The sequence below is a fragment of the uncultured Litoreibacter sp. genome, from assembly GCF_947487515.1.
Lineage (GTDB): Bacteria > Pseudomonadota > Alphaproteobacteria > Rhodobacterales > Rhodobacteraceae > Litoreibacter.
In genome coordinates this window covers 18,459-43,782 of record NZ_CANKWO010000001.1, presented here as the reverse complement: position 1 = coordinate 43,782, position 25,324 = coordinate 18,459, and the positions used below count along the sequence as shown (strand labels likewise).

25 protein-coding genes are annotated in these 25,324 nt (G+C 54.9%); 14 read left to right on the top strand and 11 right to left on the bottom strand.

Going from position 1 to position 25,324, the window contains the following annotated elements; all coding sequences use genetic code 11:
- The first annotated feature begins 74 nt into the window (after positions 1-74).
- The 6 genes from Q0746_RS00240 (at position 75) to gluQRS (ending at position 6,683) form a co-directional block, all read left to right on the top strand.
- Positions 75-650, top strand: a complete 576-nt coding sequence (locus tag Q0746_RS00240) for a YqaA family protein (RefSeq protein ID WP_298256050.1) — start codon at positions 75-77, stop codon at positions 648-650.
- 2 nt (positions 651-652) lie between these two features.
- Entirely contained in the window at positions 653-1,111 is a 459-nt protein-coding gene (locus tag Q0746_RS00235) for a disulfide bond formation protein B (protein ID WP_298257993.1), read from the top strand.
- 112 nt (positions 1,112-1,223) lie between these two features.
- Entirely contained in the window at positions 1,224-3,980 is a 2,757-nt protein-coding gene (gyrA, locus tag Q0746_RS00230) for a DNA gyrase subunit A (RefSeq protein ID WP_298257990.1), read from the top strand.
- A 53-nt stretch (positions 3,981-4,033) separates the two neighbouring features.
- A complete protein-coding gene (locus tag Q0746_RS00225) occupies positions 4,034-4,387 on the top strand; it encodes a DUF6614 family protein (RefSeq protein WP_298256049.1) in 354 nt (117 codons plus the stop codon).
- A 37-nt stretch (positions 4,388-4,424) separates the two neighbouring features.
- Positions 4,425-5,783 (top strand): methylenetetrahydrofolate--tRNA-(uracil(54)-C(5))-methyltransferase (FADH(2)-oxidizing) TrmFO, encoded by a 1,359-nt coding sequence (trmFO, locus tag Q0746_RS00220; protein ID WP_298256048.1) that lies wholly within the window; start codon positions 4,425-4,427, stop codon positions 5,781-5,783.
- A gap of 33 nt (positions 5,784-5,816) precedes the next feature.
- Complete coding sequence (gene gluQRS / locus Q0746_RS00215; RefSeq protein WP_298256046.1) at positions 5,817-6,683, top strand: tRNA glutamyl-Q(34) synthetase GluQRS; 867 nt, start codon at positions 5,817-5,819, stop codon at positions 6,681-6,683.
- Here the strand turns inward: gluQRS and hisI are convergent.
- Positions 6,680-7,042: a phosphoribosyl-AMP cyclohydrolase gene (gene hisI / locus Q0746_RS00210; protein WP_298256044.1), complete on the bottom strand. Its 363-nt coding sequence runs from the start codon at positions 7,040-7,042 to the stop codon at positions 6,680-6,682. The genes gluQRS and hisI overlap by 4 nt on opposite strands.
- 80 nt (positions 7,043-7,122) lie before the next feature.
- On the opposite strand from hisI, the gene Q0746_RS00205 reads away from it, so the two are divergent.
- Entirely contained in the window at positions 7,123-7,575 is a 453-nt protein-coding gene (locus Q0746_RS00205) for an iron-sulfur cluster assembly scaffold protein (protein ID WP_298256043.1), read from the top strand.
- A 166-nt stretch (positions 7,576-7,741) separates the two neighbouring features.
- On the opposite strand, the gene Q0746_RS00200 is transcribed toward Q0746_RS00205, so the two are convergent.
- The 5 genes from Q0746_RS00200 to Q0746_RS00180 all read right to left on the bottom strand — a co-directional run bounded on the left by Q0746_RS00200 (position 7,742) and on the right by Q0746_RS00180 (position 13,476).
- On the bottom strand, positions 7,742-7,864 hold the full coding sequence (locus Q0746_RS00200; RefSeq protein WP_298256041.1) for a hypothetical protein: 123 nt from the start codon (positions 7,862-7,864) through the stop codon (positions 7,742-7,744).
- A gap of 121 nt (positions 7,865-7,985) precedes the next feature.
- Positions 7,986-10,076 carry an ATP-dependent DNA helicase RecG gene (gene recG / locus Q0746_RS00195; protein ID WP_298256039.1) on the bottom strand — a complete coding sequence of 697 codons (2,091 nt, stop codon included), beginning with the start codon at positions 10,074-10,076 and terminating at the stop codon, positions 7,986-7,988.
- Positions 10,077-10,081: 5 nt separating this feature from the next.
- Positions 10,082-12,214 (bottom strand): NAD-dependent DNA ligase LigA, encoded by a 2,133-nt coding sequence (gene ligA / locus Q0746_RS00190; protein WP_298256037.1) that lies wholly within the window; start codon positions 12,212-12,214, stop codon positions 10,082-10,084.
- Positions 12,215-12,378: 164 nt separating this feature from the next.
- Positions 12,379-13,101, bottom strand: a complete 723-nt coding sequence (ctrA, locus tag Q0746_RS00185; RefSeq protein ID WP_298256035.1) for a response regulator transcription factor CtrA — start codon at positions 13,099-13,101, stop codon at positions 12,379-12,381.
- A gap of 75 nt (positions 13,102-13,176) precedes the next feature.
- Positions 13,177-13,476 carry a DUF1153 domain-containing protein gene (locus Q0746_RS00180; RefSeq protein ID WP_298256033.1) on the bottom strand — a complete coding sequence of 100 codons (300 nt, stop codon included), beginning with the start codon at positions 13,474-13,476 and terminating at the stop codon, positions 13,177-13,179.
- A gap of 129 nt (positions 13,477-13,605) precedes the next feature.
- Here Q0746_RS00180 and mnmA point away from each other — a divergent pair, with 129 nt between their 5' ends.
- A complete protein-coding gene (mnmA, locus tag Q0746_RS00175) occupies positions 13,606-14,754 on the top strand; it encodes a tRNA 2-thiouridine(34) synthase MnmA (protein ID WP_298256031.1) in 1,149 nt (382 codons plus the stop codon).
- Positions 14,755-14,757: 3 nt separating this feature from the next.
- Here mnmA and Q0746_RS00170 read toward each other — a convergent pair whose 3' ends face one another.
- Both Q0746_RS00170 and Q0746_RS00165 read right to left on the bottom strand, forming a co-directional pair.
- Entirely contained in the window at positions 14,758-15,591 is an 834-nt protein-coding gene (locus tag Q0746_RS00170; RefSeq protein ID WP_298256029.1) for a glycosyltransferase, read from the bottom strand.
- A gap of 128 nt (positions 15,592-15,719) precedes the next feature.
- Positions 15,720-16,175, bottom strand: a complete 456-nt coding sequence (locus tag Q0746_RS00165; RefSeq protein ID WP_298256027.1) for a type II toxin-antitoxin system RatA family toxin — start codon at positions 16,173-16,175, stop codon at positions 15,720-15,722.
- Positions 16,176-16,250: 75 nt separating this feature from the next.
- Here Q0746_RS00165 and hpt point away from each other — a divergent pair, with 75 nt between their 5' ends.
- Positions 16,251-16,787, top strand: coding sequence for a hypoxanthine phosphoribosyltransferase (hpt, locus tag Q0746_RS00160; RefSeq protein ID WP_298256025.1), 537 nt, complete (start codon positions 16,251-16,253; stop codon positions 16,785-16,787).
- Positions 16,784-16,969, top strand: coding sequence for a hypothetical protein (locus tag Q0746_RS00155; protein ID WP_298256023.1), 186 nt, complete (start codon positions 16,784-16,786; stop codon positions 16,967-16,969). The genes hpt and Q0746_RS00155 overlap by 4 nt, the downstream gene beginning before the upstream one ends.
- On the opposite strand, the gene lipA is transcribed toward Q0746_RS00155, so the two are convergent.
- Together lipA and Q0746_RS00145 are read right to left on the bottom strand one after the other, a co-directional pair.
- Positions 16,966-17,925, bottom strand: coding sequence for a lipoyl synthase (gene lipA, locus Q0746_RS00150; protein WP_298256021.1), 960 nt, complete (start codon positions 17,923-17,925; stop codon positions 16,966-16,968). The genes Q0746_RS00155 and lipA overlap by 4 nt on opposite strands.
- Before the next feature lie 147 nt (positions 17,926-18,072).
- Positions 18,073-18,954 (bottom strand): DUF6456 domain-containing protein, encoded by an 882-nt coding sequence (locus Q0746_RS00145; protein WP_363322713.1) that lies wholly within the window; start codon positions 18,952-18,954, stop codon positions 18,073-18,075.
- A gap of 496 nt (positions 18,955-19,450) precedes the next feature.
- On the opposite strand from Q0746_RS00145, the gene Q0746_RS00140 reads away from it, so the two are divergent.
- A complete protein-coding gene (locus tag Q0746_RS00140) occupies positions 19,451-19,774 on the top strand; it encodes a DUF6477 family protein (RefSeq protein ID WP_298256017.1) in 324 nt (107 codons plus the stop codon).
- Positions 19,775-19,781: 7 nt separating this feature from the next.
- Here the strand turns inward: Q0746_RS00140 and Q0746_RS00135 are convergent, their stop codons facing one another.
- Positions 19,782-21,323 carry a trimethylamine methyltransferase family protein gene (locus Q0746_RS00135; protein ID WP_298256016.1) on the bottom strand — a complete coding sequence of 514 codons (1,542 nt, stop codon included), beginning with the start codon at positions 21,321-21,323 and terminating at the stop codon, positions 19,782-19,784.
- 177 nt (positions 21,324-21,500) lie between these two features.
- On the opposite strand from Q0746_RS00135, the gene guaA reads away from it, so the two are divergent.
- From guaA to Q0746_RS00120, 3 genes are all read left to right on the top strand, one after another.
- Positions 21,501-23,093 carry a glutamine-hydrolyzing GMP synthase gene (guaA, locus tag Q0746_RS00130; RefSeq protein ID WP_298256013.1) on the top strand — a complete coding sequence of 531 codons (1,593 nt, stop codon included), beginning with the start codon at positions 21,501-21,503 and terminating at the stop codon, positions 23,091-23,093.
- A gap of 101 nt (positions 23,094-23,194) precedes the next feature.
- Positions 23,195-24,082 (top strand): DMT family transporter, encoded by an 888-nt coding sequence (locus Q0746_RS00125; protein ID WP_298256012.1) that lies wholly within the window; start codon positions 23,195-23,197, stop codon positions 24,080-24,082.
- A 150-nt stretch (positions 24,083-24,232) separates the two neighbouring features.
- Positions 24,233-25,303, top strand: a complete 1,071-nt coding sequence (locus Q0746_RS00120) for an outer membrane protein transport protein (protein ID WP_298256010.1) — start codon at positions 24,233-24,235, stop codon at positions 25,301-25,303.
- The last annotated feature ends 21 nt before the right edge of the window (positions 25,304-25,324 follow it).

Genomic DNA, 25,324 nt, shown 5'->3' with positions numbered 1-25,324 from the left:
TGCAGTGAAGGCAAACTTCCCTTTTGCAGCCAGCAGGTATAAGCGAGCGCGACTGGATCGAAGCAGGACAGCACATGAAACGGCTCTACAACTGGACAATGTCCCTCGCGGACCATCCCTATGCAATGTGGGCATTGATTGTAGTGGCCTTTATGGAAAGCTCCTTCTTTCCAATCCCACCAGACATTTTGATGATCCCGATGATCATCGCGCGACCAAGCAAGGCGTTTCTGATCGCAGGCTTGGCAACAGCGGCATCTGTTGTTGGCGGGTTGCTGGGATACGCAATCGGCGCCCTTGCCTTTGAACAGATTGGCCAACCGATTTTGGAGGCCTTGGGCAAAGGCGACGCCGCGGTCGAGTTCAACACCCGTTTCAATGACATGGGGTTCTGGCCCGTATTGATCGCAGGGATGACGCCCTTCCCCTATAAGGTCATTACAATCATGTCGGGGTGGACTGGGATGCCTTTGACAACCTTTATCATCACATCGATCATCGCGCGTGGGGCGCGTTTCTTCCTTGTGGCGGCGTTGCTGTGGAAGTTTGGCGATCCGATCCGCGCCTTTATCGAGAAGCGTTTGGGCATTGTCATGACGTTGTTTCTTGCCGTCTTGTTGGGCGGCTTTGCACTGGTGAGGTTTGTATGAGCATGACGCGCGCGCAGGTCGTCACCGTGGCCGCAGGTGGATCTGCGTTGCTGTTGGGCGGCGCATTTTTGTTCCAGATGATGGGCTACCCCCCTTGCAAGCTGTGCCTGTGGCAACGTTGGCCGCACGCCATCGCCTTTGTCATCGGCATCGCCTTTTTGGTTATCCCCAGTCGCATTATCGCAATTTTGGGCGCCCTTGCAGCTGCCACATCCGGTGCAATCGGGCTGTTCCACATGGGGGTGGAGCAAAAATGGTGGGAAGGTCCGTCCAGCTGTACCTCCGGTGACATTACCAACCTGACACCAGAGCAGCTTTTGGAGTCGATTATGGCCGCCCCACTGGTGCGATGCGACGATATCGCATGGGCGCTTGCAGGTATCTCCATGGCGGGATGGAACATGATTATATCCTTCTTCCTCGCTGGAATCTGGCTGGTGGCTGCGCGACGCTTTGGCTAGGCGTCGAACTCATTCACCGAGGCCCATTGCACCCTAAACCTAGGTTAGTCTATAGTGCGATCAACTATATATAGACGCCTAACGGCGCATCTAACGACAGATGGGACGCTACGTGAACGACACGCCGGAAACACCTGATAACGAAGAAGAAAACACCCCGTTTCGCATGCATCACGACGGGCCGCAGATCAACATCTCCGATGAGATGAAGACCTCCTTCCTCGAATACGCCATGAGCGTCATCATTTCGCGTGCGATTCCCGACCTTCGCGACGGCCTAAAACCGGTGCACCGCCGTATTCTTTATGCGATGCATGAGACCGGCAATACGCATGACAAATCCTACAAAAAGTCCGCCCGCCCAGTTGGCGACGTCATGGGTAAATATCACCCCCACGGCGACAGCGCGATTTATGACGCGCTGGTGCGTATGGCGCAGGATTTCTCCATGTCGCTGCCGCTTCTGGACGGTCAAGGCAACTTCGGCTCCATGGACGGCGATAACCCCGCCGCGATGCGCTACACAGAGGTGCGCATGGACAAGCCGGCCGGCTCCTTGCTGGCGGATATTGAAAAAGACACAGTCGATTTCCAAGACAACTACGACGGCAAAGACCGTGAGCCGACCGTTCTGCCCGCCCGTTTCCCGAATATGCTGGTCAACGGCGCTGGCGGGATCGCGGTTGGCATGGCCACGAACATCCCGCCGCACAACTTGGGCGAAGTGATCGACGCGACATTGGCGCTGATCGAATCCCCCGATCTGGACGAACATCAGCTGATGGAATACGTCCCCGCTCCCGATTTCCCGACGGGCGGCATTATCCTTGGCCGATCCGGTGCGATTAAGGCTTATACCGAAGGCCGCGGCTCGGTCATCGTGCGCTCCAAAACCCATGTTGAAGAAATTCGCAAGGACCGCTTCGCCATTATCATCACCGAGATCCCCTATCAGGTGAACAAAGCCACCATGATTGAGCGGATCGCAGAAACTGCCCGCGACAAGAAGATCGAAGGCATCAGCCACGTCCAAGACGAATCCGACCGCGTCGGCGTGCGCGTTGTGGTCGAACTGAAGCGCGATGCAACCGCTGAGGTCGTGTTGAACCAATTGTTCCGCTTCACGCCGATGCAGACCAGCTTTGCGTGCAACATGCTGGCGCTGAACGGCGGCAAGCCAGAGCAGTTGACGCTGCGCACCTTCTTGACCAACTTCATCGCCTTCCGTGAAGATGTTGTCGCCCGCCGCACAGCATTTGAGTTGCGCAAAGCCCGTGAACGCAGCCATATCTTATGTGGCTTGGCCGTGGCCGTCACCAATATCGATGAAATCGTCGCGACCATCCGCTCCTCCGCCGATGCAGCAGAGGCACGCAGCCGATTGATGACCCGCGCATGGCCTGCGGCTGACATTGCGGCATATATCAAGCTGATCGATGACCCGACCCATACCGTGAATGACGACGGCACTTACCACCTGTCGGAGACCCAAGCCCGCGCCATTCTGGAGCTGCGCCTGCAACGCCTGACTCAAATCGGCGTAAAGGAAGTAACGGACGAGCTGGAAGAGCTTGCCAAGAAGATCACCGAGTACCTCGCCATTCTGCGGTCGCGCGAACGGATCATGGAGATCATTTCCGGCGAACTTGCTGAAGTTAAAGAACAATTCGCCGTCCCTCGCCGCACCGAAGTGGTGGACTGGTCTGGCGACATGGAAGACGAAGACCTCATCGAGAAAGAGGACATGGTCGTCACGATCACCCAGACGGGCTGGATCAAACGGACACCATTGGCCGAATTCCGCGCGCAACGTCGTGGCGGCAAGGGCCTGTCCGGCATGGCGACCAAAGACGACGATGTCGTGACACAATTGTTTGTGGCAAACACCCACACGCAGCTGTTGTTCTTCACCACCGACGGCATGGCCTATAAGCTGAAAACATGGCGTCTGCCGCAAGGCGGTCGCACCGCCAAGGGCAAGGCCATCGTCAACATCCTTCCTATTCCGACCGGTGTTTCCATTGCTGCAATCATGCCAGTGGACCGTGACGAGAAAGAATGGAGCGACCTGCAAATCATGTTCGCCACGACCGCAGGTGATGTGCGACGCAACGCCTTGTCAGACTTCACCAACGTCATGCGGAACGGCAAGATTGCAATGAAGCTGCCCGAAGGTGTCGAGCTGGTGAACGCCCGCATCTGTGAAGAAAGTGACGACGTCATGTTGATCACCAACGCTGGACGCGCCATTCGCTTCCCCTCCACCGACGTGCGCGTGTTCTCGTCACGCAACTCGACCGGTGTGCGTGGCATCAAGCTGCAAGACGGCCAAAGTGTCGTGTCGATGTCGGTCATCCGCCACTTTGAAGCCGAGGCCTCCGAGCGTGCAGCATATCTGAAAATGCGCCGTGCAGTCATGGGCTTAGCAGATGATGCTGAAGTGGAAGATGAAGAGGCCCCAGCAGGGGACATCAGCCAAGAACGCTACGCCGAGATGTCGGCCTTTGAGGACCTGATCCTCACCATCACCAAGGGCGGCGCAGGCAAGCTCAGCTCCTCGCATGACTATCCTGTTCGAGGGCGCGGCGGCATGGGCGTCACAGCCATGGACAAGGCCATGCGTGGCGGGGAAATCATCGCGTCCTTCCCTGTCGAGATAAATGATCAGATCATGTTGGCGACCTCCAAGGGCCAGTCGATCCGCTGTCCGGTTGAAGGAATTTCGTTCCGCTCCCGCTCTGCAGGTGGGGTGAAGGTCTTTGACACGGGCAAAGGTGAAGAAGTCGTCTCGGTGGCCTATATCGCCGACCAAGGAGATGACGACGAGGCGCCAGAAACCAGCGAAACTCCGGAATCCGGCGAAGCTTAACCGGCTGATAAGATACTTCGGGATACGGTGCATTCGTATTCCGGAGGTATCCCATGAACATGTATCACTGCATGATAGAACTTCGCAGCGGCGCAAAGGCTTTGTCCTTCGCGGCGGCGGCGGAAGATTGGCTGAACGGCTTGAAGCAGCGCCAACTTATTGAAAACTGGCGACTGCACCGGCGGAAATTCGGCCTTGCGTCTGGACGTCACAGCGATTTCATCTTGGAAATAGAAGTTCTTGGCATGTCACAACTTGATCAAGCGTTTCTGACCTTGGGGAAATCCGTGGATGACGATGACGAACAAAGATACATCCGGTTTCATGATATGATTGAAACTGCTGACATCGGTCTATACCGCCCCTACCCCGACCCAGATCAACGAGAACGAATTGCGCTAATCTGACCTTTCCTTACCGGTGTTCCGGCACTAAACCCCCTGCATGACAGATAGCATTCTTAATATCATCGGTGGCGGCATGGCAGGCTCTGAAGCCGCATGGCAAGCTGCCAACATGGGCGTCAAAGTGATCATCCACGAGATGCGCCCGAAAGTAGAGACCTTCGCGCATCGCACCGGCGATCTGGCAGAAATGGTCTGCTCCAACTCCTTCCGCTCTGACGATCATGAGCAAAATGCTGTGGGGCTGTTGCATTGGGAAATGCGCCAAGCGGGTGGCATCATCATGCAAATGGCGGACAAACACGCATTGCCCGCAGGGAGCGCCTTGGCGGTGGACCGTGATCCATTCGCCCAATCCGTGACCGAAAAGCTGACCGCACATCCAAATATTTCGGTTTCATATGAGCCGATTGACGCACTCCCGACGGAGGGCAACTGGATCATCGCCACCGGCCCGCTGACATCACCGGAGCTGGCGGGTGCAATCGCTGCAGAAACCGGCCAAGACGCATTGGCCTTCTTTGACGCAATCGCCCCGATTATCTATTTCGACACGATCAATATGGATAAAGCGTGGTTCCAATCGCGCTACGACAAGGGCGAAACAGAAGAAGATCGCACCGCATATCTCAACTGTCCGATGGACAAAGAGACCTATGAGGCATTTATCGACGCGCTTTTGGCCTCGGAAAAGACCGAGTTCAAAGAAGGCGAAACCGCAGGCTACTTTGACGGCTGCCTTCCCATCGAAGTCATGGCGGAGCGCGGTCGCGAGACCCTGCGCTTTGGCCCGATGAAACCTGTGGGCTTGACCAATCCTCACCAACCAGACGTGAAGGCCCATGCGATTGTACAATTGCGACGCGACAATGCCTTGGGCACATTGTTCAACATCGTCGGCTTCCAAACCAAGATGAAATATGGCGCGCAAAAAGAAGTTTTGCGCATGATCCCGGGCCTTGAAGAGGCTGAATTCGCACGCCTTGGCGGCATTCACCGCAACACATTTATCAACTCTCCCACCCTGTTGGACAATCAAATGCGCCTGAAATCAAAGCCGCATTTGCGGTTTGCCGGACAGATCACGGGTGTCGAGGGATATGTCGAATCGGCGGCGATGGGCCTTCTTTCAGGACGCTATGCAGCGGCACAAATATTGGGTCATGAGCTGGACGCACCCGCCCCCGAAACCGCAATGGGCGCATTGGTCACCCACATCACGGGGGGGGCAGATGCCAAAACCTTCCAGCCGATGAACGTCAATTTCGGGCTATTTCCACTGGTTGAAGAGGCCAAAACTGGCCGCAGGCACCGTGCAACGCGGTACAAGATGTACACAGACCGCGCGAAGCAGGCTTGGACGCAATGGTTGGAGAAATCCGAAGCGCTTAAGGCATAGGCCGCGGTGCTGCATCTATGCTAGCCTTTACGCATGCACGTTAGAACCCGTTTCGCCCCATCCCCTACGGGGCCTTTGCACCTTGGCCACGCCTTTTCTGCCCTGCGGGCGCATGACATTGCGGTGCAATTGTCAGGTGAATTCCTACTGAGAATAGAGGACATTGATCAATCCAGATCAAAACCCGCATGGGAAGCCCAGATTTATGACGATCTATCTTGGTTGGGATTGCGCTGGCCTACCCCTGTTTTGCGCCAATCCGACCGATATGAGGCCTACCGCGCCGCTTTGCAGGAGTTATGGGATAGGAATGCGATATTCCAATGTCGCTGCAACCGAAAAGACATTCTAGCTGCGATCTCTGCGCCGCAAGAAGGCGGCGATCTTCCTGTTGGACCTGATGGCGTTATCTATCCGGGGACCTGTCGCAAGACCTCATCCCATGTGAAGGCGCCCTCGCCTGTTGACGACGTGGCGCTGCGTTTAGACATGTCAAAAGCGGTTCGCGACAAGAGCTATTCCTTTATGGAGACGGGAGCTGGCCCGAATGGGGAAACAGGCCTTATCGCATTTGATGGGCAGGAGGTTCTCAGGGCGATTGGCGATGTTGTTCTGGCACGACGGGACATTGGCACCTCATATCACCTGTCCGTGGTGCTGGATGATGCGGCCCAAGCGATTACACATGTGGTCCGCGGGCAAGATCTTTTTGAGGCCACCAAAATTCACGTGGTGCTTCAACATTTGCTCGGGCTGCCAACGCCAATTTACCACCACCACAGGTTGATCCGCGATGAGGCTGGAAAACGTCTCGCTAAGCGAGACGATGCGCGCGCGATCTTAAAATACCGTGAAGACGGGGTAACTGCTGATCAGATTAGAGCCAAAGTCGGGCTCTAGCTCATGGGTTTCATCAGCTCGCGCTCGGTTCCATCTTCAACGGATGTGTAGAAACAGCTGCGCCGGTTCGTGTGGCACGCTGGGCCGGTTTGATTGACGGTGGCAAGCAGGCAATCGCGGTCGCAATCGACCCTTAGGTCAACCAATGTCTGGACGTTTCCTGAGGTCTCGCCCTTCACCCAAAACGCCTGCCGCGAGCGCGACCAATAGGTCACTTTCTTTGTTTCCAAAGTTTTTGCGACCGCATCGGCATTCATCCACGCCAACATCAACACCTCCCCTGAAACGTGATCTTGTGCGATCACGGGTAGCAACCCTTGGTCGTTGTAGATGAGTGTTTGGGGATCAAAACGGGTCATGGGATTTACCTTTTGCAATCGCGGCACTAGTGCTTATCTATGATTGAAACCACATTTAGAAGCCCTAGCAGGACCTGAAAATGTCTGAGAACAGCGACCTCATCAAGCTCTATTCGGGCCAAATTCTCGCACTCGCTGCGGAGATACCCCTTACAGATCGGCTGGATGAACCGCAAGCGACGGTGAAACGGCGCTCGCCGCTATGCGGATCCACGATCACCGTGGATATCACGATGGCAGACGATCGGGTCACCGGCTTCGGGCAGGATGTGAAAGCCTGCGCTTTGGGTCAGGCCGCAGCCTCCGTCGTGGGGGCGGCCGTGATTGGGCGCACCGCAAAAGAAGTTCGCACGGCCCAAACGCAACTGAAAGCCATGTTGAAATCAGATGGCCCTGCCCCAGACGCCCCCTTTGACGGGTTAAAAGTTCTTCTGCCGGCGAAAGAATTCAAGAACCGTCATGCATCAATCATGTTGGCCATTGATGCGACTGTTGAAGCTATGGAGCAGGTAAGTCACGCAAATTGCGCGTAAAAAAACCGCCGCGCCCGGGCGGGACGCGGCGGCCAGTCAGCTAGTCTCGTCAGGGTGTTTACGCATACCGGAAAGCAGCCGGTGATGTTGGGGACATTGCGTATTCCGACGGGCATCGGGACAGAAAACCGGTCGGACCTATTGAAAGACAGCAGGCAGTTAACTCTTAGAAAAATTTGGGAATGTAGAGGGCGACCGTCATCATTACGCCAATCGATGCAATTCCAGCAGCGTCGTGCAGAAGTGCTTTGGGTGAACGGGTCAGAACGTCGCGAAAATCTTTGATCATGTTGAAAGCTCCCTCAAGTCGTTTCTTTTGTTGCACCTTTGTTCTCACTAAATTCATGACTTGTAAAGAACTTTTTGAGAACAAACGTGAACAAACAGAAGCACGAAGCGTTCTACTTCACCTAACCCACTGAAATCAAACGTATTGCCTTATCCTGTTCCATCAACCACAGAAGAACACGTGCGGCCTGCCCGCGCGGTGATGTTAGTGATGGATCGTCCGCCAGCAATTTGCGCGCATCACTCTGGGCGATTGACATCAAGCTGGCCTGACTTTCAATATCTGCAATCCTGAACCGAGGCAGCCCGCTTTGCGCCGTGCCAATCAAATCTCCTGCGCCGCGAATTGCCAGATCTTCCTCAGAGATCCTGAACCCGTCTTCAGTTTCTCGCATGATGTTCAGACGCCGCTTCGCCGTTTCCGACAAAGGATCCTGAAACAGCAACAAACAGGTAGAGGCCGCATCCCCGCGCCCCACCCGCCCGCGCAATTGGTGTAGCTGAGCCAGACCGAAGGTCTCGGCCCGTTCAATAACCATAATGGTGGCATTGGGCACGTTTACCCCCACCTCAATCACCGTTGTTGCAACCAAGACCGATGTCTCACCAGCTACGAATTTCGCCATGGCCGCATCTTTTTCCGCTGGCGGCATTTGTCCATGCACCAACCCAACGACATCCTCACCAAGGGCCGCGCGAAGCCGTTTGAACCGATCTTCGGCTGCCGTTTTATCGCTGAGTTCGCTTTCCTCCACCAATGGGCACACCCAATAGGCCTGCCGCCCCTCTGAGATCACGCCGCGTAACTTTTGAACCACCTCGTCAATGCGCCCCGTAGACACCGTGGCCGTGGCAATCGCTTTGCGCCCTGGCGGTTTTTCATCAAGCACAGAGATATCCATATCCCCGTATTGTGCCAGCGACAAAGATCGCGGAATTGGGGTCGCGGTCATCACCAACACATCCACCGCGCGCCCCTTCGCGCCCAACTCCGAGCGTTGATTCACGCCAAAACGATGCTGCTCATCCACGACCGCTAGTCGTAAATCATTGAATTCAACATCTTTTTGAAAAACGGCATGTGTGCCCACCAAAATATGGATTTCGCCAGACGCCAGTGCTTTGAGCTTTGCGCTTCGCTCTGATCCCTTGTCGCGACCCGTCAAAAGCTGAAGCACTACACCCGCGTCTGCGGCCAAGGGGACCAAGCTTTCGTGATGCTGACGGGCCAAAATTTCTGTCGGCGCCATCATGACCCCCTGCCCACCTGCTTCAACGGCCCCCAGTAGCGCCATAAAGGCGACCAAGGTTTTCCCCGCCCCAACATCGCCCTGTAGCAGCCGGTTCATCCGTATTGGGGCCGCCATATCCTCGGCGATCTCGGAAATTGCGCGGGTTTGCGCTCCGGTTGGAGCATAGGGAAGCGCTGCAAGCACGCGCGATTGATGCACGCCTGTCGCCTGACTTGAAACACCCTGCTTTGCGCGAACCCTCGCACGAGCCAACCCAAGGGTTAGCTGATGGGCAAAGAATTCGTCATAGGCCAAGCGTTCACGCTGCGGATCGGTGGCCGTGATATCGGACAATTTTTGCGGAGTATGAGCCGCCCGAATGGCGTCGTCCCAGTCTGGCCAATTGGCCTTTGCCTTTTGCGAAGGATCAATCCATTCGCTCAGTGCAGGCACACGTGTCAGCGTCGATTTTGCAGCTTTGTGAATGACCCGTTGAGTGACCCCTTGTGTCAGCGGATATATCGGCTCGAACGCCGGAATTTCGGAGGCTTCATCGACCGTCATAATGTAATCGGGATGCACCATTTGCGCCTGCCCGTCGAATATCTCAACCCTGCCGGACACCACGCGCCGTTGCCCTGTAGGAAGTTGTTTCTTTAGATAATCTCCATGTGCGTGGAAGAATATGAGGCGAAACTCCAGCGTCTTATCCGTGACGTGGATGTGATACGGGCGCCCGCGTGAACGCGGGGGAACATGCATTCCGATTTCGACTTCGACGGTCACCACATCAGGCAAAATGGCATCTTGAACAGACTCTTTGAGCGCCCGATCGATCCCCGATTGTGGAAGAGTAAAGAGCAGATCGCGAGGCTTTTCGATCCGCAAATGTTCGAAATTTTTGGCGGTTTTCGGGCCTATTCCGTCCAGCTCGGTCAACGCGGTAAACAGCGGGAAAAGGATTTCTGGGCGACCTGACATAATACCTACACATCGCCGATGAGGACGATCCATTCATCTTCATCGATCACTTTTATGCCGAGCGCCGCAGCTTTGGTCGCCTTTGATCCAGCGCCCGGGCCCGCGATCAGTAAATTCGTCTTGGCAGAGACGCTGCCAGAGACTTTCGCTCCGAGAGACTCCGCACGCGCTTTGGCTTCTGCGCGACTCATCTTTTCTAAAGTTCCAGTAAAAACAACGGTCTGCCCAGCCACGGGGCTTTCGCTTTGGGCGACAGGTTCAACGGGCTCGATCGTTAATTCTTCCGCAAGTCTAGCAATGGATGCGAATTCTTGTTCGTGGGTCAGGGACTGCGTGAGTGACGTTGCCATCACCGCCCCAACGCCGTCGATTGACAGTAAATCATCCCATGCCGGACCAGCCTGCGAGGCTGCATCTTGAACGCCTGCAAGAAAGTCAGTCCAGTTTAAATAGTGCCGCGCGAGCAAGTTTGCCGCTGTTTCCCCGACATTGCGAATACCCAACGCATAGATCATTTTGTTCAACGGAATAACGCGCCGATCATCAATCGCATCGAACAGATTTCGTGACGATGTCCCCCCCCAACCATCACGGTTTTTGAGCTTGGTGAGCGCGCTATCGTCCCGCGACCTTAACGTAAAAATATCGGCGGGTTCGCGAATTGGAAGCTGGTCATCATGATAAAAGGTCTCGATCTGCTTGGCACCCAAACCCTCAATATCAAATGCGCCACGACTGACAAAATGCTTAAGTTTTTCAACGGCCTGAGCGGGGCAAATCAGCCCGCCCGTGCAGCGCCGGACAGCGTCATCCCCTTCACGGACCGCCGCAGATTGGCACTTCGGACAGACTTCAGGGAAATCAAACTGCCGCGCATTTGGGTCGCGCTTCGATAGGTCAACATCAGCGATCTTGGGAATCACGTCCCCCGCGCGGTAGACCTGAACCAAGTCACCTACTCTGATGTCTTTGCCTTCGCGAATTTCTGCGCCCTTGCTGTCGACCCCTTTGATGTAATCTTCATTGTGCAACGTCGCATTTGACACAACGACACCGCCCACTGTCACCGGCTGCAAGCGCGCGACAGGCGAAAGCGCGCCAGTTCGACCAACCTGAATTTCGATATCTTCAAGTCGGGTCCATGCAAGCTCGGCTGCAAATTTATGAGCAATTGCCCATCTCGGCGTGGTGGAGCGAAAGCCCAAGCGCCGTTGCAATTCTAGATCGTTAACTTTGTAGACCACACCATCAATGTCATACCCCAAATCTGACCGCGCGGTTTCAATTAGATGATAGTGCGAAACCAACTCGGAGGGACCATCGCAGAGCTGCGTCAAATCATTTGTGGCAAACCCAAACCCTTTCAGACGCGCAATCGCCGACATCTGGGTTTTGGCCAAAGGGTCTGACACCTCCCCCCACGCATAAGCGAAAAATGAAAGCGGGCGCGCTTTTGTGATGTCAGCGTTCAACTGCCGCAAAGATCCGGCTGCGGCATTTCTGGGGTTTGCGAACCCCTTTCCACCAACCGCTTCTTGAGCGGCGTTCAGCTTGGAAAAATCGGCGTGCCCCATATAGACTTCGCCGCGAACTTCTAGAATTTTTGGTGCGTTTTCAATTTTTTGCGGAATATTCGAGATCATCTTCGCGTTGGCAGTTACATTCTCTCCCGTGCTCCCATCGCCGCGGGTCGCCGCCGAGATCAATATCCCGTCTTCATACCTCAGTGAAAGCGACAAGCCGTCAATCTTAGGCTCCGCGGTATATTGCAATGGATCACTGTCCTCCATTCCGAGGAACTTGCGGATACGTTGATCGAACTCGACAACATCACTCTGCTCAAACGCGTTTCCCAAGGACAGCATGCGAATGCTGTGCTTGATCTTCGAAAACCCATCCGCCAGTGGCCCACCCACTTTGTCCGTTGGACTGTCTGGGCGTTTCAGCTCCGGAAATAGTTTTTCGATTTCCTTGTTTCGACGCTTCAACGCATCATAGCTGGCATCATCGATCGAAGGGGAATCCTTGCCATGATAGTCGAGATCCGCCTGCGATAACATGGAAGCCAAACGCGCCAGCTCTTCAATTGCTTGCTGTTTGGACAGTTTGGATGGCTCTACGGTAGATATAGATGTCACAGATCGCCCCCTTGCCTACGCACTTGTTGATATTGTGAGAATGCCGAGGCGTCCAGTAGGTCAACACATCCGTGGGACAATATTGGTATCACCTATGAATGAGGATACCAAAAATGGCGCGCCCTAGGGCACGCCATTCTTAGTGGTTTCTTTTGGATGGAGGTCTATGCGGTGGCGGCAATCAGAGGGGTATCATCCGAATCGAGAGCAGGTTGTGGATCACGCAAAACATATCCACGCCCCCAAACAGTTTCGATGTTGTTTTCACCACCTGTCGCAGCCGCCAATTTTTTGCGAAGCTTGCAAATGAAAACATCAATGATTTTTAGTTCTGGTTCATCCATGCCGCCATAAAGATGATTCAAAAACATCTCTTTGGTTAGCGTCGTCCCCTTTCGCAAACTCAAGAGCTCCAACATCTGGTACTCTTTTCCCGTCAAATGAACAGGCGTTCCTCCGACATCGACGGTTTTTGCGTCAAGGTTGACCGAAATACTTCCGGTGTGGATGACCGATTGCGAATGCCCTTTCGAGCGTCTGATAATAGCATGAATTCGCGCAACCAGTTCTTCGCGGTGGAAGGGTTTTGTTAAATAGTCGTCAGCCCCGAACCCGAAGCCCTTTAATTTGCTATCGGTATCATCCGCCCCAGACAAAATCAGGATCGGAGTTTCAATTCGCGCCTGCCGCAGGTGCCGCAACACTTCATGCCCAGTCATATCAGGCAAATTCAGGTCTAGCAGGATCAGATCATAGTCATACAGCTTGGCCAGATCGATGCCTTCTTCCCCCAAATCAGTGGAATAAACATTTAAATTCGCGTGAGTCAGCATCATCGAGATGGACTTGGCAGTTGTTGGATCGTCTTCGACGAGAAGAACTCGCATTATTTGGTCTCCGCTATACGTCCCCTCAAGTACCTTAACATTAATTTGGAAAAGGTTAATTTGAGGTTACCGAGTTCAACTACTTTCGTCCAAACTATTTTTTTGTCGATAATTTTGAATTGAAGTTGTTCTCAAAGCAGCCGTTCCGTGATCAGCCAACGCATTTCGCCACGCCAAAAGTTCTTCGTCAGATAATTCATACATTTCGCAGGCTTCTTTATCCGAAATTAGACCTGCTTCCACCCCGCGCACAACCAAGGCTTTTCGACTGGCAACCCACCGCCGCGTGCCGCGGTCCGGCAGATCGGCCCTACTCATCGAAGTGCCATCGTCCAAAGTGACCATACGCGGCCCCGTTTCCCGTTTCAGATACATTGCAAATCGTCCCGAATACTTAATACTTTACCGAGTTTGCCCCCCTAATCTTAAGGTCGAGTGAAGCATGGCCTTGCGACTGGCTAAAGTTTTCCTATATTCCGGCGTATCCCCCCAATGGAGGCCAAAATGGCATTGGACTGGACCCCAGGACGTCTGAATTCACTTGGATTTGACAAACCACCCTCAGAGACGCGCGTTGTTGTCGCGATGTCCGGAGGCGTGGATAGCTCGGTTGTGGCGGCTCAATTGGCCGAAGAAGGGTATGACGTCGTCGGCGTTACCTTACAGCTATACGATCACGGTGCGGCATTGGCCAAGAAAGGGGCGTGCTGTGCGGGGCGCGACATTCACGATGCCCGCCGCGTGGCAGAGGACATGGGGTTTCCGCATTACGTGTTAGACTATGAAAACGTGTTCAAGGATGCGGTCATCGACGAATTTGCCGACAGCTACCTTGGCGGGGCGACCCCAGTACCCTGCATTCGCTGTAATGAGCGGGTGAAGTTCAAAGATTTGCTGGAAACGGCCAAGGATCTGGATGCGGACTGCATGGCAACCGGTCACTACATTCAGCGCAAAACCGGCGATCAAGGGCCCGAATTGCACTCGGCAGCCGATGCAAACCGTGACCAAAGCTACTTCTTGTTTTCAACGACGGCACAACAGCTGGATTACCTGCGTTTTCCACTTGGACATTTGGCGTCCAAGGATGAAACCCGTGCGCTTGCCGCGAAATACGGGCTTTCGGTGGCGGATAAACCGGACAGCCAAGACATATGTTTTGTGCCGAATGGCGATTATGCTTCAGTTATTGAGAAGCTCCGCCCCGGCGCCGGAGAACCGGGTGATCTGGTTGATATGGATGGCACTGTGTTGGGCCAACATAACGGTGTGATCCACTACACAATTGGCCAGCGCCGAGGACTTGGCATCGGCGGGCTGGCTTCGCCGCTTTATGTGGTCAGCCTTGATGTCGACAAAAAGCATGTCGTGGTCGGACCAAAGGAAGCACTTGCAACGCGAAAAATTCCTGTGCGCGAGATCAACTGGCTGGGGGATGCCCCGTTTGACAGCCAAGCGGAGTGGCATGTCGGCGTCAAAGTGCGCTCAACCCGTCCGCCTGCCGCGGCGATTATTCGCCCGATCTCTGCGACCGAAGCAGAAGTAGAATTGCTAACGCCCGAAGAAGGGGTTTCTCCGGGCCAAGCATGTGTGTTCTATGACGAAGGTTCCAGCCGTATCTTTGGCGGTGGATGGATCTGGCGCGGCTACTAACGCTTATCCGGCGCGCCGCATCCCGATCACGCCATCCACGGTTTGAGCAACTCTGAGCCGGTTCCGCTTTCGCGCGACCGCGTCGGCAGACTTTAGGACGCCAAATTCTTGTCGCGCTTGGATTAGAATATCCTCGTCGACCGGCGGCATGTTTCGTGCACTCTCGCCAGAGACCACCCTCATACAATGGATATCGCGTGTTCGAATGGAGACATGCGGAAGCTTCACTCCAAGAACGTCGGGGTTGATTAATTCCGGATTGTAGCGGCCGGTTCGTCTTGCGACCAAGCTCAACCCAAAGGGCGCATTTGAGGTACTTGTGACCTCTAACCCTACTGGTGTGTTCTCTCGCAATCGCAGTTTCAACCCACGCTTAAACGACATGAAGGTGCCGCCGGTTCTTTGGCCCTTTTCCGTCGGTATTTGGGACCAGCTTTGGATGGCATGCTCTCGCAGGGTTTTGACAAAAGTGACCCCAAAGGCATCCCCTTCCAGCACCTGCGTTTGAATGACGGTGTCGGGGCCGTCCCCTAAGCGTTGCATATAGTTTCGAAAAACGCGTCCAGCGACCATGGGGCGCGCAAACAATACCTCTGAACGTCCTGGCAAGTAGTGGTTAAGCAACCACGTCAGGTGGTCCTTGCACTCTTGCGGCATTCGCGTGCTTGTCAACAGAACCAATCGAAACTGCGGGTCGGATTGGTCGCGCAATGACGGCAATGTCACCCGCTCTAGTAATTCAAACTGTTTTAATATGTTTTCTTCGCAATCTTCGCGCGATTTACTTACTCGATTGCCCACAATCCCTTTAGGTTTTCCGCAATAGAAAAACTTCATCTGGAAAAATACTTCCACTATGTCACCAATAAATACTACACTGGGCACCATGCCCAATTAACTACATTTGCGACATTGTATTTTGGAATCCATCAAATCAAGAAATTAATTACGCGTGGAAAACGGTGTTACAAACTTGCACCATATAATTTTTGGGCACGACCCTCGAATGCGCGGACAACTCGTTGCATTGCTTCATTAAAAAACAAACCCGCCGCCCCTTGCAAAATCCGGTTTTTGAACTCGAAGTCGACATAAAACTCTACTTCGCAGCCATTTCCACCTAAATCGTGAAACTTCCAAGTGCTCTTCAAATATTTAAAAGGTCCATCGAGGTATTCGGTGTCTATTCTTCTCTCACTTGTCCAAAGCGTTACCTTGCTGCCAAAACTTTCACGAAAAACTTTGAAGCTAATAACAAGGTCCGCAAGCATTACTTCAAAGGCGTCTTCTTGGCTGCGGGATCGAATGCGCGCAGCCGAGCACCATGGCAGAAACTCCGGATAGCTCGCGACATCAGCGACAAGGGCATACATTTGGTCTGCACTATAGGGCAGCTTGCGTTTTTCGCGGTGACTTGGCATAGGCGTAAGGGGCTCTGCTTGCTCTCAGGTTGCAAGCGGGTGTCCCCCAGTCCGACGCAAAATTCAAGGGATAACATGTCTCACCCACCCTATGTCATTGACGAGTTGATCTCGGCCAAGTCCATTGCAGCCCGCATCGAGACATTGGCCCGCGATATTCACGAGCGTTTTGAGGACACAGACAAACTGGTGGTGGTTGGACTGCTGCGCGGATCCTTCGTGTTTATCGCCGATCTCGTGCGTGAATTGGACCTTCCCGTCGAAGTGGATTTTCTAGAGGCCTCCAGCTATGGCGACGGCATGGAAAGCTCACGCGAGGTTCGCATTCTCAAGGACCTTCGCGGCGAAATCGGGGGACGCGATGTTTTGGTCGTCGAAGACATCGTTGATACGGGCTTCACATTGTCTCACGTCTTGCATCTGCTCGAAAGCCGCGCCCCTGCACGCATCGAGACCATTGCCTTGCTGGATAAGCCCACCCGTCGTGAAGTTGACATTCGAGCAACTTGGACCGGCTTCGAAATTCCCGATAAATTCGTCGTGGGCTACGGCATCGATTACGCGCAGCGCAACCGCAACCTGCCCTACATCGGCAAAGTGCGCTTCACATGAATTGGCGATGGCTGCTGCGTGCCTCCATCTGGGCCCGCCGTCCACCTTCAGAGCGCCGCGTCAAGTTGGTGGTCGGCCTGATTGCCGTTTGCATCGCTATCGCGTTGATAGAGCATTACATCGGCTGGCCGGAATGGGCGCAACAAGATCGTATGCCGCGCGCCCCTCGTTTTAGCCCTTAGGCTTTGCCAATTTTGGCCAAACGCGCATCGCGAAGCTTCGCGAAATCATCTCCTGCGTGGTAGCTGGATCTCGTCAAAGGCGACGCCGAAACCATCAAGAACCCCTTGCCGAAGGCCGCTTTCTCATAGGCGGCAAACTCGTCAGGAGTGACAAAGCGATCAACGCGGTGATGCTTGGGCGTGGGCTGCAAATATTGCCCGATTGTCAGGAAATCAATATCCGCGGCGCGCATGTCTTCCATAACCTGCATTACAGATTGACGGTCTTCGCCAAGGCCCACCATGATGCCGGATTTGGTGAACATCGACGGGTCCAGCTCTTTCACGCGCTGTAGCAACCGCAGGGAATGAAAGTAGCGCGCGCCCGGGCGCACTTCAGGATATAGCCCCGGGACGGTTTCGAGATTGTGGTTAAACACATCGGGCCGCGCTTCAACGACGATCTCCAACACGCTGGGGTCGCAGCGAATAAAGTCGGGCGTCAAAATTTCGATTGTTGTGTTGGGGGATTGACGGCGGATGGCCCGAATGGTTTGGGCGAAATGCTCTGCGCCGCCGTCTTCAATATCGTCACGGTCCACTGATGTGATCACAACATGGTTCAACCCCAACTTCTTCACCGCATCCGCCACGCGACCTGGCTCGAACACATCCAAGGCTTCTGGGGGCTTGCCGGTTGCGATGTTGCAGAAGGTGCAGGCCCGCGTGCATACCTCGCCCATGATCATCATTGTGGCGTGGCCTTGGTTCCAACATTCACCGACATTCGGGCAACCGGCTTCTTCGCAAACGGTCGTAAGCTTATGTTCGCGCATGATGTCACGCGTCTCTTTATAGCCTTCTCCAACTGGGGCTTTGACCCGAATCCATTCAGGTTTGCGCGGTTGCTGGTTGTCGGGACGCTTTGCCTTCTCAGGGTGACGTTGGCTCGGGATTTTCAGATCGCGGGTGGCCATAGTTCAGGCTCCTGTTTGGACGGCTTCAGCCTATTCGACAAAACTTAGTTCAGTGTTAAACGAAGTATTGTCGCAGGTCCACGTATCAAGCCCCCTGCCCCCGAAAACAAGGCGCCAGACAATGGGCGCCCTGTTCGTGGCGAGGATTTAGCCAATCATCGCGTTCATATGGCCATTTTCTTCGACATAGTGGCGATGCAACCGTTGCAAGGCGATGCGCAACACGACTTTCCCAGAGCGCGCCGACCACCCCATACGTTTCTCCGCGGTCTCCAACCCCTCAAGAAAGCAGCAACACCGCATGATGATGTCACTCAGGCCCGGCCCCAGATCATCAAGCGCCGCGACGATGCGCGATCTCGCGGCACGCGGCCCCGATGACATGCTGTCGTCGCCGATCAACTCGTTGCGATCACCAGAGGCCATGAAACGATCCCAATGTTGCGCGGCGCCCTGCCCCATCTGAGCCAGTTCATAGTCTTCGCGAAACCGCTCACCGGCCTGAACCAGCTCTGGGGCAAGAAAGGCCCGCCCTTCTTTGTCGCGGCGACGCGCGAGCATCGCCAGAGGGCTTTCCGACGTCATCGGACGGGCAAAGGCAGTGCCACCATCTGCATCCACGAAGGGGGATCGCCCGTCATGAGACCCTTTGGCGCTGCGCTTTCGCTCCAGATCTTGAGACAAATATTGCTTCAAGGCAGAACGACCTGCAGCAGTAATCGTGTAGCTTGAGACACGGCCCGTGCGCGCGCAGCTAATCCAGTCCTTCAAAGCAAAAGCCTGCGCCACATCCCGCGAGACAACCGCCGTACGGGTTGGCGGACCATCGTTAAGCGTGCGTAGGACCACAGCTTTATCCATGTCGGCGGCCAAAGCCAGAACCGCACCTGTCTCCGACAACCGGCGTAGGACACGGCGGGCCTCTCGACCTAGCTTGTCTTCGTCGGTGAGAACGGTCGGGCCGGAAGAATCAACCGGTTTGGTGTTGTTAACATAGGTTTCAGAATGGTTACGGGCATGTGCTGTCATAGAGTCGGCTCCTTGGGGCGTATCTGCATGTTCACGGATGGCTAAACTGCTGCTCAAGGTTCGAAGCGCCTCATCGACAAGCGGATCATCGCGGCGGTTCTCAAAGCGACGAACCTGCCGGAGAACAGTCGACGCATGACATCCTTCCCGCCGCGCCAAGTCTCTGAGGGATAACCCTTTTTCCGTGTGAATGAGATACCGGCGCACAGCCTGAGGTATCCAGGTCGGAAACGAATAATCAGATGGCAGAACAGCAGCAGAATGCATGTGTGACTCCCCTAAGTCGGTAGGGCAAAGGCGGCAAAAACCCCTAAGCAACGCACACAACTTGAGGTTGTATTCATTACGAGATGGTTAACACTGCGTTCAAATCCACGATTTTGTTTCCAAAACGTAAACAGACACTTAGGGAGCGTCCGCAAGGCGAAATCATGCGCAACGGCGTCACACCCAAGCCTAGATTAGCGGTGAACAAACTTAACCCGGAGCCACTGCCATGACCGACCTTGCCACTCAAATCACCGACCTTCGCCGCCCCCGTCTTTTGGTGCGTGCTGCCCGTCATGGGATCAGTGGTTACCGTCGCAGCCGCGACTTGCAACGCATCGCCGGTCAGGCGCAATCGGCCTCGCCTCTCGCGGTGGTGGAATCACTACTGCTGCAAGAAGAACAAGCCGAGCAAACCCGCCTTGCCCATGACGGCACCTACAGCGTCAACAAACACATCGAATTGCTGATCGCCCTGATGGCCGAAACCCGCAATTTGCCAATCGCAACACGGTCGGAAGGCCGCACAGGATGGCGCCCTACCGTGGTGTGATCACCTCCTAGCTGAAGGCGTCGGGCATGCTTTCTTTCTTTTCGCGAACATAGGTCCGCAACGCCTCATCTACGGAAGGATCAAGATGCGGTTGCTGGTAGTCACCAAGCAATTTCGTCACGCGGGCGGATGCCAGTGCGACAGTATCACGCTCGCCCTCATCGGCCCATGTTTCAAAGGGCTTATAGTCGAACAGATCGGACCGCCAAAAGGCCGTTTTGAAATTCGCCTGCGTGTGTTCACAGCCCAAGAAGTGCCCTCCAGGCCCCACTTCGCGCAGCGCGCCCATAGCTTGGGCGTTCTCGTCCATGCTGACACCTTTTGCAAAGTGGTGAAGGGTGCCAAGCTGATCCGCATCCATCACGAATTTCTCGAAGGAGGCAACCAATCCGCCTTCCAGCCAACCACAGCTGTGCAGCATGAAGTTGACCCCAGACAACAGCCCCATATTCAGGCTGTTCGCGGTCTCATAGGCCGCTTGCGCATCCGGCAACTTCGAGCCGCAGAACGACCCCGCGGAGCGGTAAGGCAGGCCCAAACGACGGGCCAATTGCCCCGCACCATAGGTGATATGAGACGCCTCCGGCGTGCCGAAGGTTGGGGCGCCGGAGTTCATATCAATAGAGGTTACAAAGGCCCCCATAATCACCGGCGCGCCTTTGCGAACCAACTGACTGTAGGCCACGCCTGCCAATACCTCGGCCAACACCTGCGTCAAAGTCCCCGCAACGGAGACAGGCGCCATTGCTCCGCCCACAATGAACGGAGAGATAATGCACGCCTGATTGGCGCGCGCATAGACTTCCAACGCCCCCATCATCACCGCATCGAAGGTCATCGGCGAATTGATATTGATCAAGGATGTCATGACCGTACGCCCGTTCAGGCCGCCAAATAGAATTTCGCACATATCGACCGAATCTTGTGCGCGGGAGGGCTCCGTAACCGCCCCCATGAACGGTTTGTCACTTAGGGACATATGCGCGTAAAGCATGTCCAAATGCCGCTTGTTCACCGGCACATCTGTGGGCTCGCACACGGTACCACCCGAGTGGTGCAGCCATTTTGACATATAGCCGAGCTTCACGAATTTGTTGAAGTCTTCCATCGTCGCGTAGCGGCGTCCCCCCTCGGCATCGCGCACAAAGGGCGGGCCATAAATCGGGGCCAAAACAAGATTTTTGCCACCGATTTCCACCGAGCGCTCTGGATTGCGCGCATGTTGGGTGATCGTCGAGGGCGCAGTTTTGCACAGTTCGCGGGCCAATCCGCGTGGGATGCGCACGCGCTCCCCGTCAACCTCAGCCCCTGCCTCGCGCCACAGGTCCAACGCGTATGGGTTGTCGACGAAGCTAACCCCGATTTCGGCCAAAACCGTTTCTGCGTTGTCCTCGATGATCTGAAGCGCCTCTTCATTCAGCACTTCGAAGTTCGGGATGTTGCGTTCAATGTATTTGGCTGTTTCGATGGAAACCGCCGTGCGCTCGGCCCGTCGCGCAGCGCCGCCGCCGCCGCGTGTCCGTCTACGTGGTGTGGCTGTATCGGTCATGGCAGGCTCCCTCAGAAATTGTTAACAAAGTGATTACCCGATGGGGCCTCGGATCATGGCCAGAAACCGCCCCTTACGATGAAAAAGCGACATGTCACCACAATTATGCGTGGCATCGGGCAAAATCACCGCGCCACAGCTCTTGCAACGCAGGCAGTTGCCTCATAATCAGCATGTATGACAGATCAAATCATCGCCCCCGCCACAGCCTCTGACATCATTCATGAAAAATTACTGATCATCGACTTCGGGTCGCAGGTCACACAGCTGATTGCGCGTCGTTTGCGCGAATCCAGCGTGTACTGCGAGATACACCCCTATCAGAACGTCACTGATGCCTTTTTGACCGAGTTCAACCCAAAGGCTGTGATCCTGTCCGGTGGCCCCGATAGCGTCACACGCGAAGGCAGTCCGCGCGCTGCTGACGGTGTCTTTACCCTTGGCGTACCGGTCTTGGGTATTTGCTATGGCCAACAGACGATGATGACCCAATTGGGCGGCAAGGTGGAAAGCGGTCATGGCACTGCGGAATTCGGCCGCGCCTTTGTCACCCCCACGGAGGCCAAGCTGGCCATTCTGGACGGTTGGTTTGAAGATGGCAAAGAGCAGGTTTGGATGTCACACGGAGACCATGTCTCTGAAATCGCTCCGGGATTTGAGGTTTACGGCACCTCCCCGAATGCCCCTTATGCGATCACGGGAGACGTATCGCGCAACTTCTATGCGGTTCAGTTCCACCCAGAGGTGCACCACACCCCAAATGGCGCGAAACTATATGAGAACTTCGTCAAACTGGCTGGGTTCAGTGGTGATTGGACGATGGGTGCCTATCGCGAACAGGCCATTGCGGCGATCCGTGAACAGGTTGGCGACAACCATGTGATCTGCGGCTTGTCCGGCGGGGTCGATAGTTCTGTTGCGGCTGTGCTGATTCATGAAGCCATCGGTGACCAGCTCACGTGCGTCTTTGTTGACCACGGCCTGTTGCGCAAAGGCGAGGCCGAAGAGGTCGTCACCATGTTCCGCGACAACTATAAGATGAAACTGATCCACGCCGACGAGCAAGAGTTGTTCTTGGGCGAGTTGGACGGTCAATCGGATCCGGAGACCAAGCGCAAAATTATTGGCAAGCTGTTCATCGATGTGTTCCAGAAATACGCCAATGAGATTGAGGACGCCAAGTTCCTTGCTCAGGGCACCTTATACCCTGATGTCATTGAAAGCGTTAGCTTTTCGGGCGGCCCTTCTGTGACAATCAAATCCCACCACAACGTGGGTGGCCTTCCGGAGAAAATGGGTCTCAAGCTGGTCGAGCCTTTGCGCGAATTGTTCAAAGACGAGGTGCGCGAATTGGGGGTCGAGCTTGGCCTGCCCAAATCCTTTATCGGTCGCCACCCCTTCCCTGGCCCTGGCCTTGCTATTCGTTGCCCTGGTGAGATTACCCGCGCCAAGCTCGACATTCTGCGCGAAGCTGATGCGGTCTATATCGACCAGATCCGCAAACACGGGCTGTACGATGACATTTGGCAGGCTTTTGTCGCCATTTTACCGGTGAAAACCGTGGGCGTTATGGGCGACGGGCGGACATACGACTACGCTTGCGCATTGCGTGCGGTGACTTCGGTTGATGGTATGACCGCGGATTACTATCCCTTCGAGCATGATTTCTTAGGCGAGACTGCGACCCGCATTATCAACGAAGTGCCCGGCATCAACCGCGTCACCTATGACATCACCTCGAAGCCTCCGGGCACCATCGAGTGGGAATAACCAATTCCAGTCACTACCCCCGCGGGGGTGGTGACCGCCAAATGCGCTGCGCCTCCTAAATCGGCTTGACCCGCTCAGCGGAAAGAGATTTGCAGGTACACATGACAACGTCTCCTGCCCCTCAAATGCCGTTGGCTGCCCTTTGGATGGTCGGTGCGATCATATCGTTTTCAACGATGGCCGTAGCAGGACGCAAGATCAGCGCAGAGCTGGATACCTTTGAGCTGATGACCTATCGGTCCGTCATCTCGATTGCCTTGGTGCTGGGCATCGGCGCCGCCGCAGGCACCTTGAACCAGATCAGTAGCCGGCACTTTGGCCTGCATGTCGTGCGCAACATATCTCATTTCGCAGGGCAAAACATGTGGTTCGCGGCCATAGCCATTGCCCCGCTGGCGCAAGTCGTCGCAATCGAGTTCACCTCCCCTATTTGGGTGGCGCTATTGGCCCCGATTTTTCTGGCCGAACGGCTGACGTCTTTACGCATTGCGGTTGCCATTCTTGGCTTCATCGGGGTTCTTGTGGTCGTGCGCCCTGATGTATCAAACCTAGACTTGGGATCGATGTTGGCAGCGGGATCGGCGATTGGCTTTGCGGGGTCCGCGATTGCGACAAAGAAGCTTACGCAGCACCATTCAATCACGTGCATTCTTTTTTGGCTGGCCCTTATGCAAGCGGTTTTCGGGATCACAATTGCGGGGTGGGATGGCCATCTGGCGTGGCCCTCATCGCAGCTAATTCCATGGGTCATTGTTGTGTCTTGCACCGGCCTAAGCGCGCATTTTTGCCTAACCACCGCTTTGAGCCATGCGCCAGCCGTTGTCGTTATGCCAATGGACTTTGGCCGGTTGCCCATTGTGGCCCTGCTGGGCGTGGCCATTTTTCACGAGGCTTTTGATCCGTGGGTCTTGGTTGGCGCAGCCATCATATTTGGTGCCAACTACCTCAATATTGCCTTTGAGACACGTAAATCTGGTGACTTGACCTAAGGGAATTGTGAGCTTTTCGCCACGCCTGAGCGACTAAAGCCATGATCTACAGCCAAATTTGCCTGTGACGTATGGTCACAAATTGACGTAGGCGGAATGTCGCCATTAGGGTACAGAAAGCAGCATTCAAGTGTTTCGGGGAGGAAACAAATGAAACAGATATACGGCGCAGCCGCCATTCTTGCGACAACCACAACCTTGGCATCTGCCGGTGGTATCGATCGGACCGGCCAATTTATTCGCCCCTTGTTTGAAGAAGGTGGTGAAACCGGCGCGTATACTGAATTCAGCTTCGGGACCGTTAGTTCCGGTGCAAGTGCTGCGGGACTTCCCGTTGATCCGCTCAAAAGCTATTCGCTGTTCGGGTTTGCCTTTAAGCAAGATGTCTCCGAGAAGTTGAGCTTTTCGGTTATTGTCGATCAGCCTATTGGTGCCTCCGTAGATTACCGCCCCTTTCCATTTGCATTCGGCATTTCCGGCTATGCAGAGGTGAATAGTACAGCAGTAACTGTTTTAGGGCGCTATAAGTTCAACGAGAACTTCAGTGTTCACGGCGGACTTCGCTTTCAAGATCTTGGCGGCGAGATCCAGACCTTTGTTGGGGGTGTTAGCCCTGCTCGCTTGACTGCAGGCAGTGACTTCGGCGTCGGCTTCGTATTCGGCGCAGCATATGAACGCCCCGACATTGCCATGCGTGTCGCCCTGACCTACAGCAGCGAGATCGATGTTGATCTGGAGGGGACCGAACTTGCGCTTGCAACATTAACTTCAACGCCCACGTCTTTCACGGCGACAATTCCAGCAAGCCTGAACCTTGAGTTCCAAACCGGAATCGCCAAAGACACTTTGCTGTTTGGCTCTGTGCGCTATGTCGAGTGGGAAGGCTTTAACCTCACCACGGCTGGGCAAGGTCAATACGTGAACTTCCGCGATGACACCGTCACTTACTCCTTGGGAGTTGGCCGTCGCTTCAACGAAAACTGGTCCGGTGCTGTCACACTTGGCTTTGAAGAGCCTGCTACCCGCCCGGGCAACACATTGCTTAACCCGCGCACCGGTCAGACAAGCATCGGCTTGGGCGTAACCTATACCAAGGGCAACACCAAGATCACCGGCGGCGTCACCTACGCCAAACTCGGCAGCCAGAACTTTGCCAGCGGGTTGAACTTTAACGACAATGAAGCCGTTGGAGCGGGCGTTCGTATCGGCTTGAACTTTTAAGCAAACCGCTCAGGATTTTTC

What these genes read in the sequence shown, in the direction of transcription:
- Q0746_RS00125 (WP_298256012.1), top strand. Translation starts at nt 23,195, where the DNA reads ATGACAACGTCTCCTGCCCCTCAAATGCCGTTGGCTGCCCTTTGGATG.
- Q0746_RS00180 (WP_298256033.1), bottom strand. Translation starts at nt 13,476, where the DNA reads ATGTATCTGAAACGGGAAACGGGGCCGCGTATGGTCACTTTGGACGAT.
- Q0746_RS00135 (WP_298256016.1), bottom strand. Translation starts at nt 21,323, where the DNA reads ATGACCGATACAGCCACACCACGTAGACGGACACGCGGCGGCGGCGGC.
- guaA (WP_298256013.1), top strand. Translation starts at nt 21,501, where the DNA reads ATGACAGATCAAATCATCGCCCCCGCCACAGCCTCTGACATCATTCAT.
- Q0746_RS00165 (WP_298256027.1), bottom strand. Translation starts at nt 16,175, where the DNA reads ATGCCAAGTCACCGCGAAAAACGCAAGCTGCCCTATAGTGCAGACCAA.
- Q0746_RS00140 (WP_298256017.1), top strand. Translation starts at nt 19,451, where the DNA reads ATGACCGACCTTGCCACTCAAATCACCGACCTTCGCCGCCCCCGTCTT.
- hpt (WP_298256025.1), top strand. Translation starts at nt 16,251, where the DNA reads ATGTCTCACCCACCCTATGTCATTGACGAGTTGATCTCGGCCAAGTCC.
- Q0746_RS00225 (WP_298256049.1), top strand. Translation starts at nt 4,034, where the DNA reads ATGAACATGTATCACTGCATGATAGAACTTCGCAGCGGCGCAAAGGCT.
- mnmA (WP_298256031.1), top strand. Translation starts at nt 13,606, where the DNA reads ATGGCATTGGACTGGACCCCAGGACGTCTGAATTCACTTGGATTTGAC.
- Q0746_RS00155 (WP_298256023.1), top strand. Translation starts at nt 16,784, where the DNA reads ATGAATTGGCGATGGCTGCTGCGTGCCTCCATCTGGGCCCGCCGTCCA.
- Q0746_RS00240 (WP_298256050.1), top strand. Translation starts at nt 75, where the DNA reads ATGAAACGGCTCTACAACTGGACAATGTCCCTCGCGGACCATCCCTAT.
- gluQRS (WP_298256046.1), top strand. Translation starts at nt 5,817, where the DNA reads ATGCACGTTAGAACCCGTTTCGCCCCATCCCCTACGGGGCCTTTGCAC.
- ctrA (WP_298256035.1), bottom strand. Translation starts at nt 13,101, where the DNA reads ATGCGAGTTCTTCTCGTCGAAGACGATCCAACAACTGCCAAGTCCATC.
- Q0746_RS00170 (WP_298256029.1), bottom strand. Translation starts at nt 15,591, where the DNA reads ATGAAGTTTTTCTATTGCGGAAAACCTAAAGGGATTGTGGGCAATCGA.
- hisI (WP_298256044.1), bottom strand. Translation starts at nt 7,042, where the DNA reads ATGACCCGTTTTGATCCCCAAACACTCATCTACAACGACCAAGGGTTG.
- recG (WP_298256039.1), bottom strand. Translation starts at nt 10,076, where the DNA reads ATGTCAGGTCGCCCAGAAATCCTTTTCCCGCTGTTTACCGCGTTGACC.
- Q0746_RS00145 (WP_363322713.1), bottom strand. Translation starts at nt 18,954, where the DNA reads ATGACAGCACATGCCCGTAACCATTCTGAAACCTATGTTAACAACACC.
- lipA (WP_298256021.1), bottom strand. Translation starts at nt 17,925, where the DNA reads ATGGCCACCCGCGATCTGAAAATCCCGAGCCAACGTCACCCTGAGAAG.
- Q0746_RS00235 (WP_298257993.1), top strand. Translation starts at nt 653, where the DNA reads ATGACGCGCGCGCAGGTCGTCACCGTGGCCGCAGGTGGATCTGCGTTG.
- Q0746_RS00205 (WP_298256043.1), top strand. Translation starts at nt 7,123, where the DNA reads ATGTCTGAGAACAGCGACCTCATCAAGCTCTATTCGGGCCAAATTCTC.
- trmFO (WP_298256048.1), top strand. Translation starts at nt 4,425, where the DNA reads ATGACAGATAGCATTCTTAATATCATCGGTGGCGGCATGGCAGGCTCT.
- Q0746_RS00200 (WP_298256041.1), bottom strand. Translation starts at nt 7,864, where the DNA reads ATGATCAAAGATTTTCGCGACGTTCTGACCCGTTCACCCAAAGCACTT.
- Q0746_RS00120 (WP_298256010.1), top strand. Translation starts at nt 24,233, where the DNA reads ATGAAACAGATATACGGCGCAGCCGCCATTCTTGCGACAACCACAACC.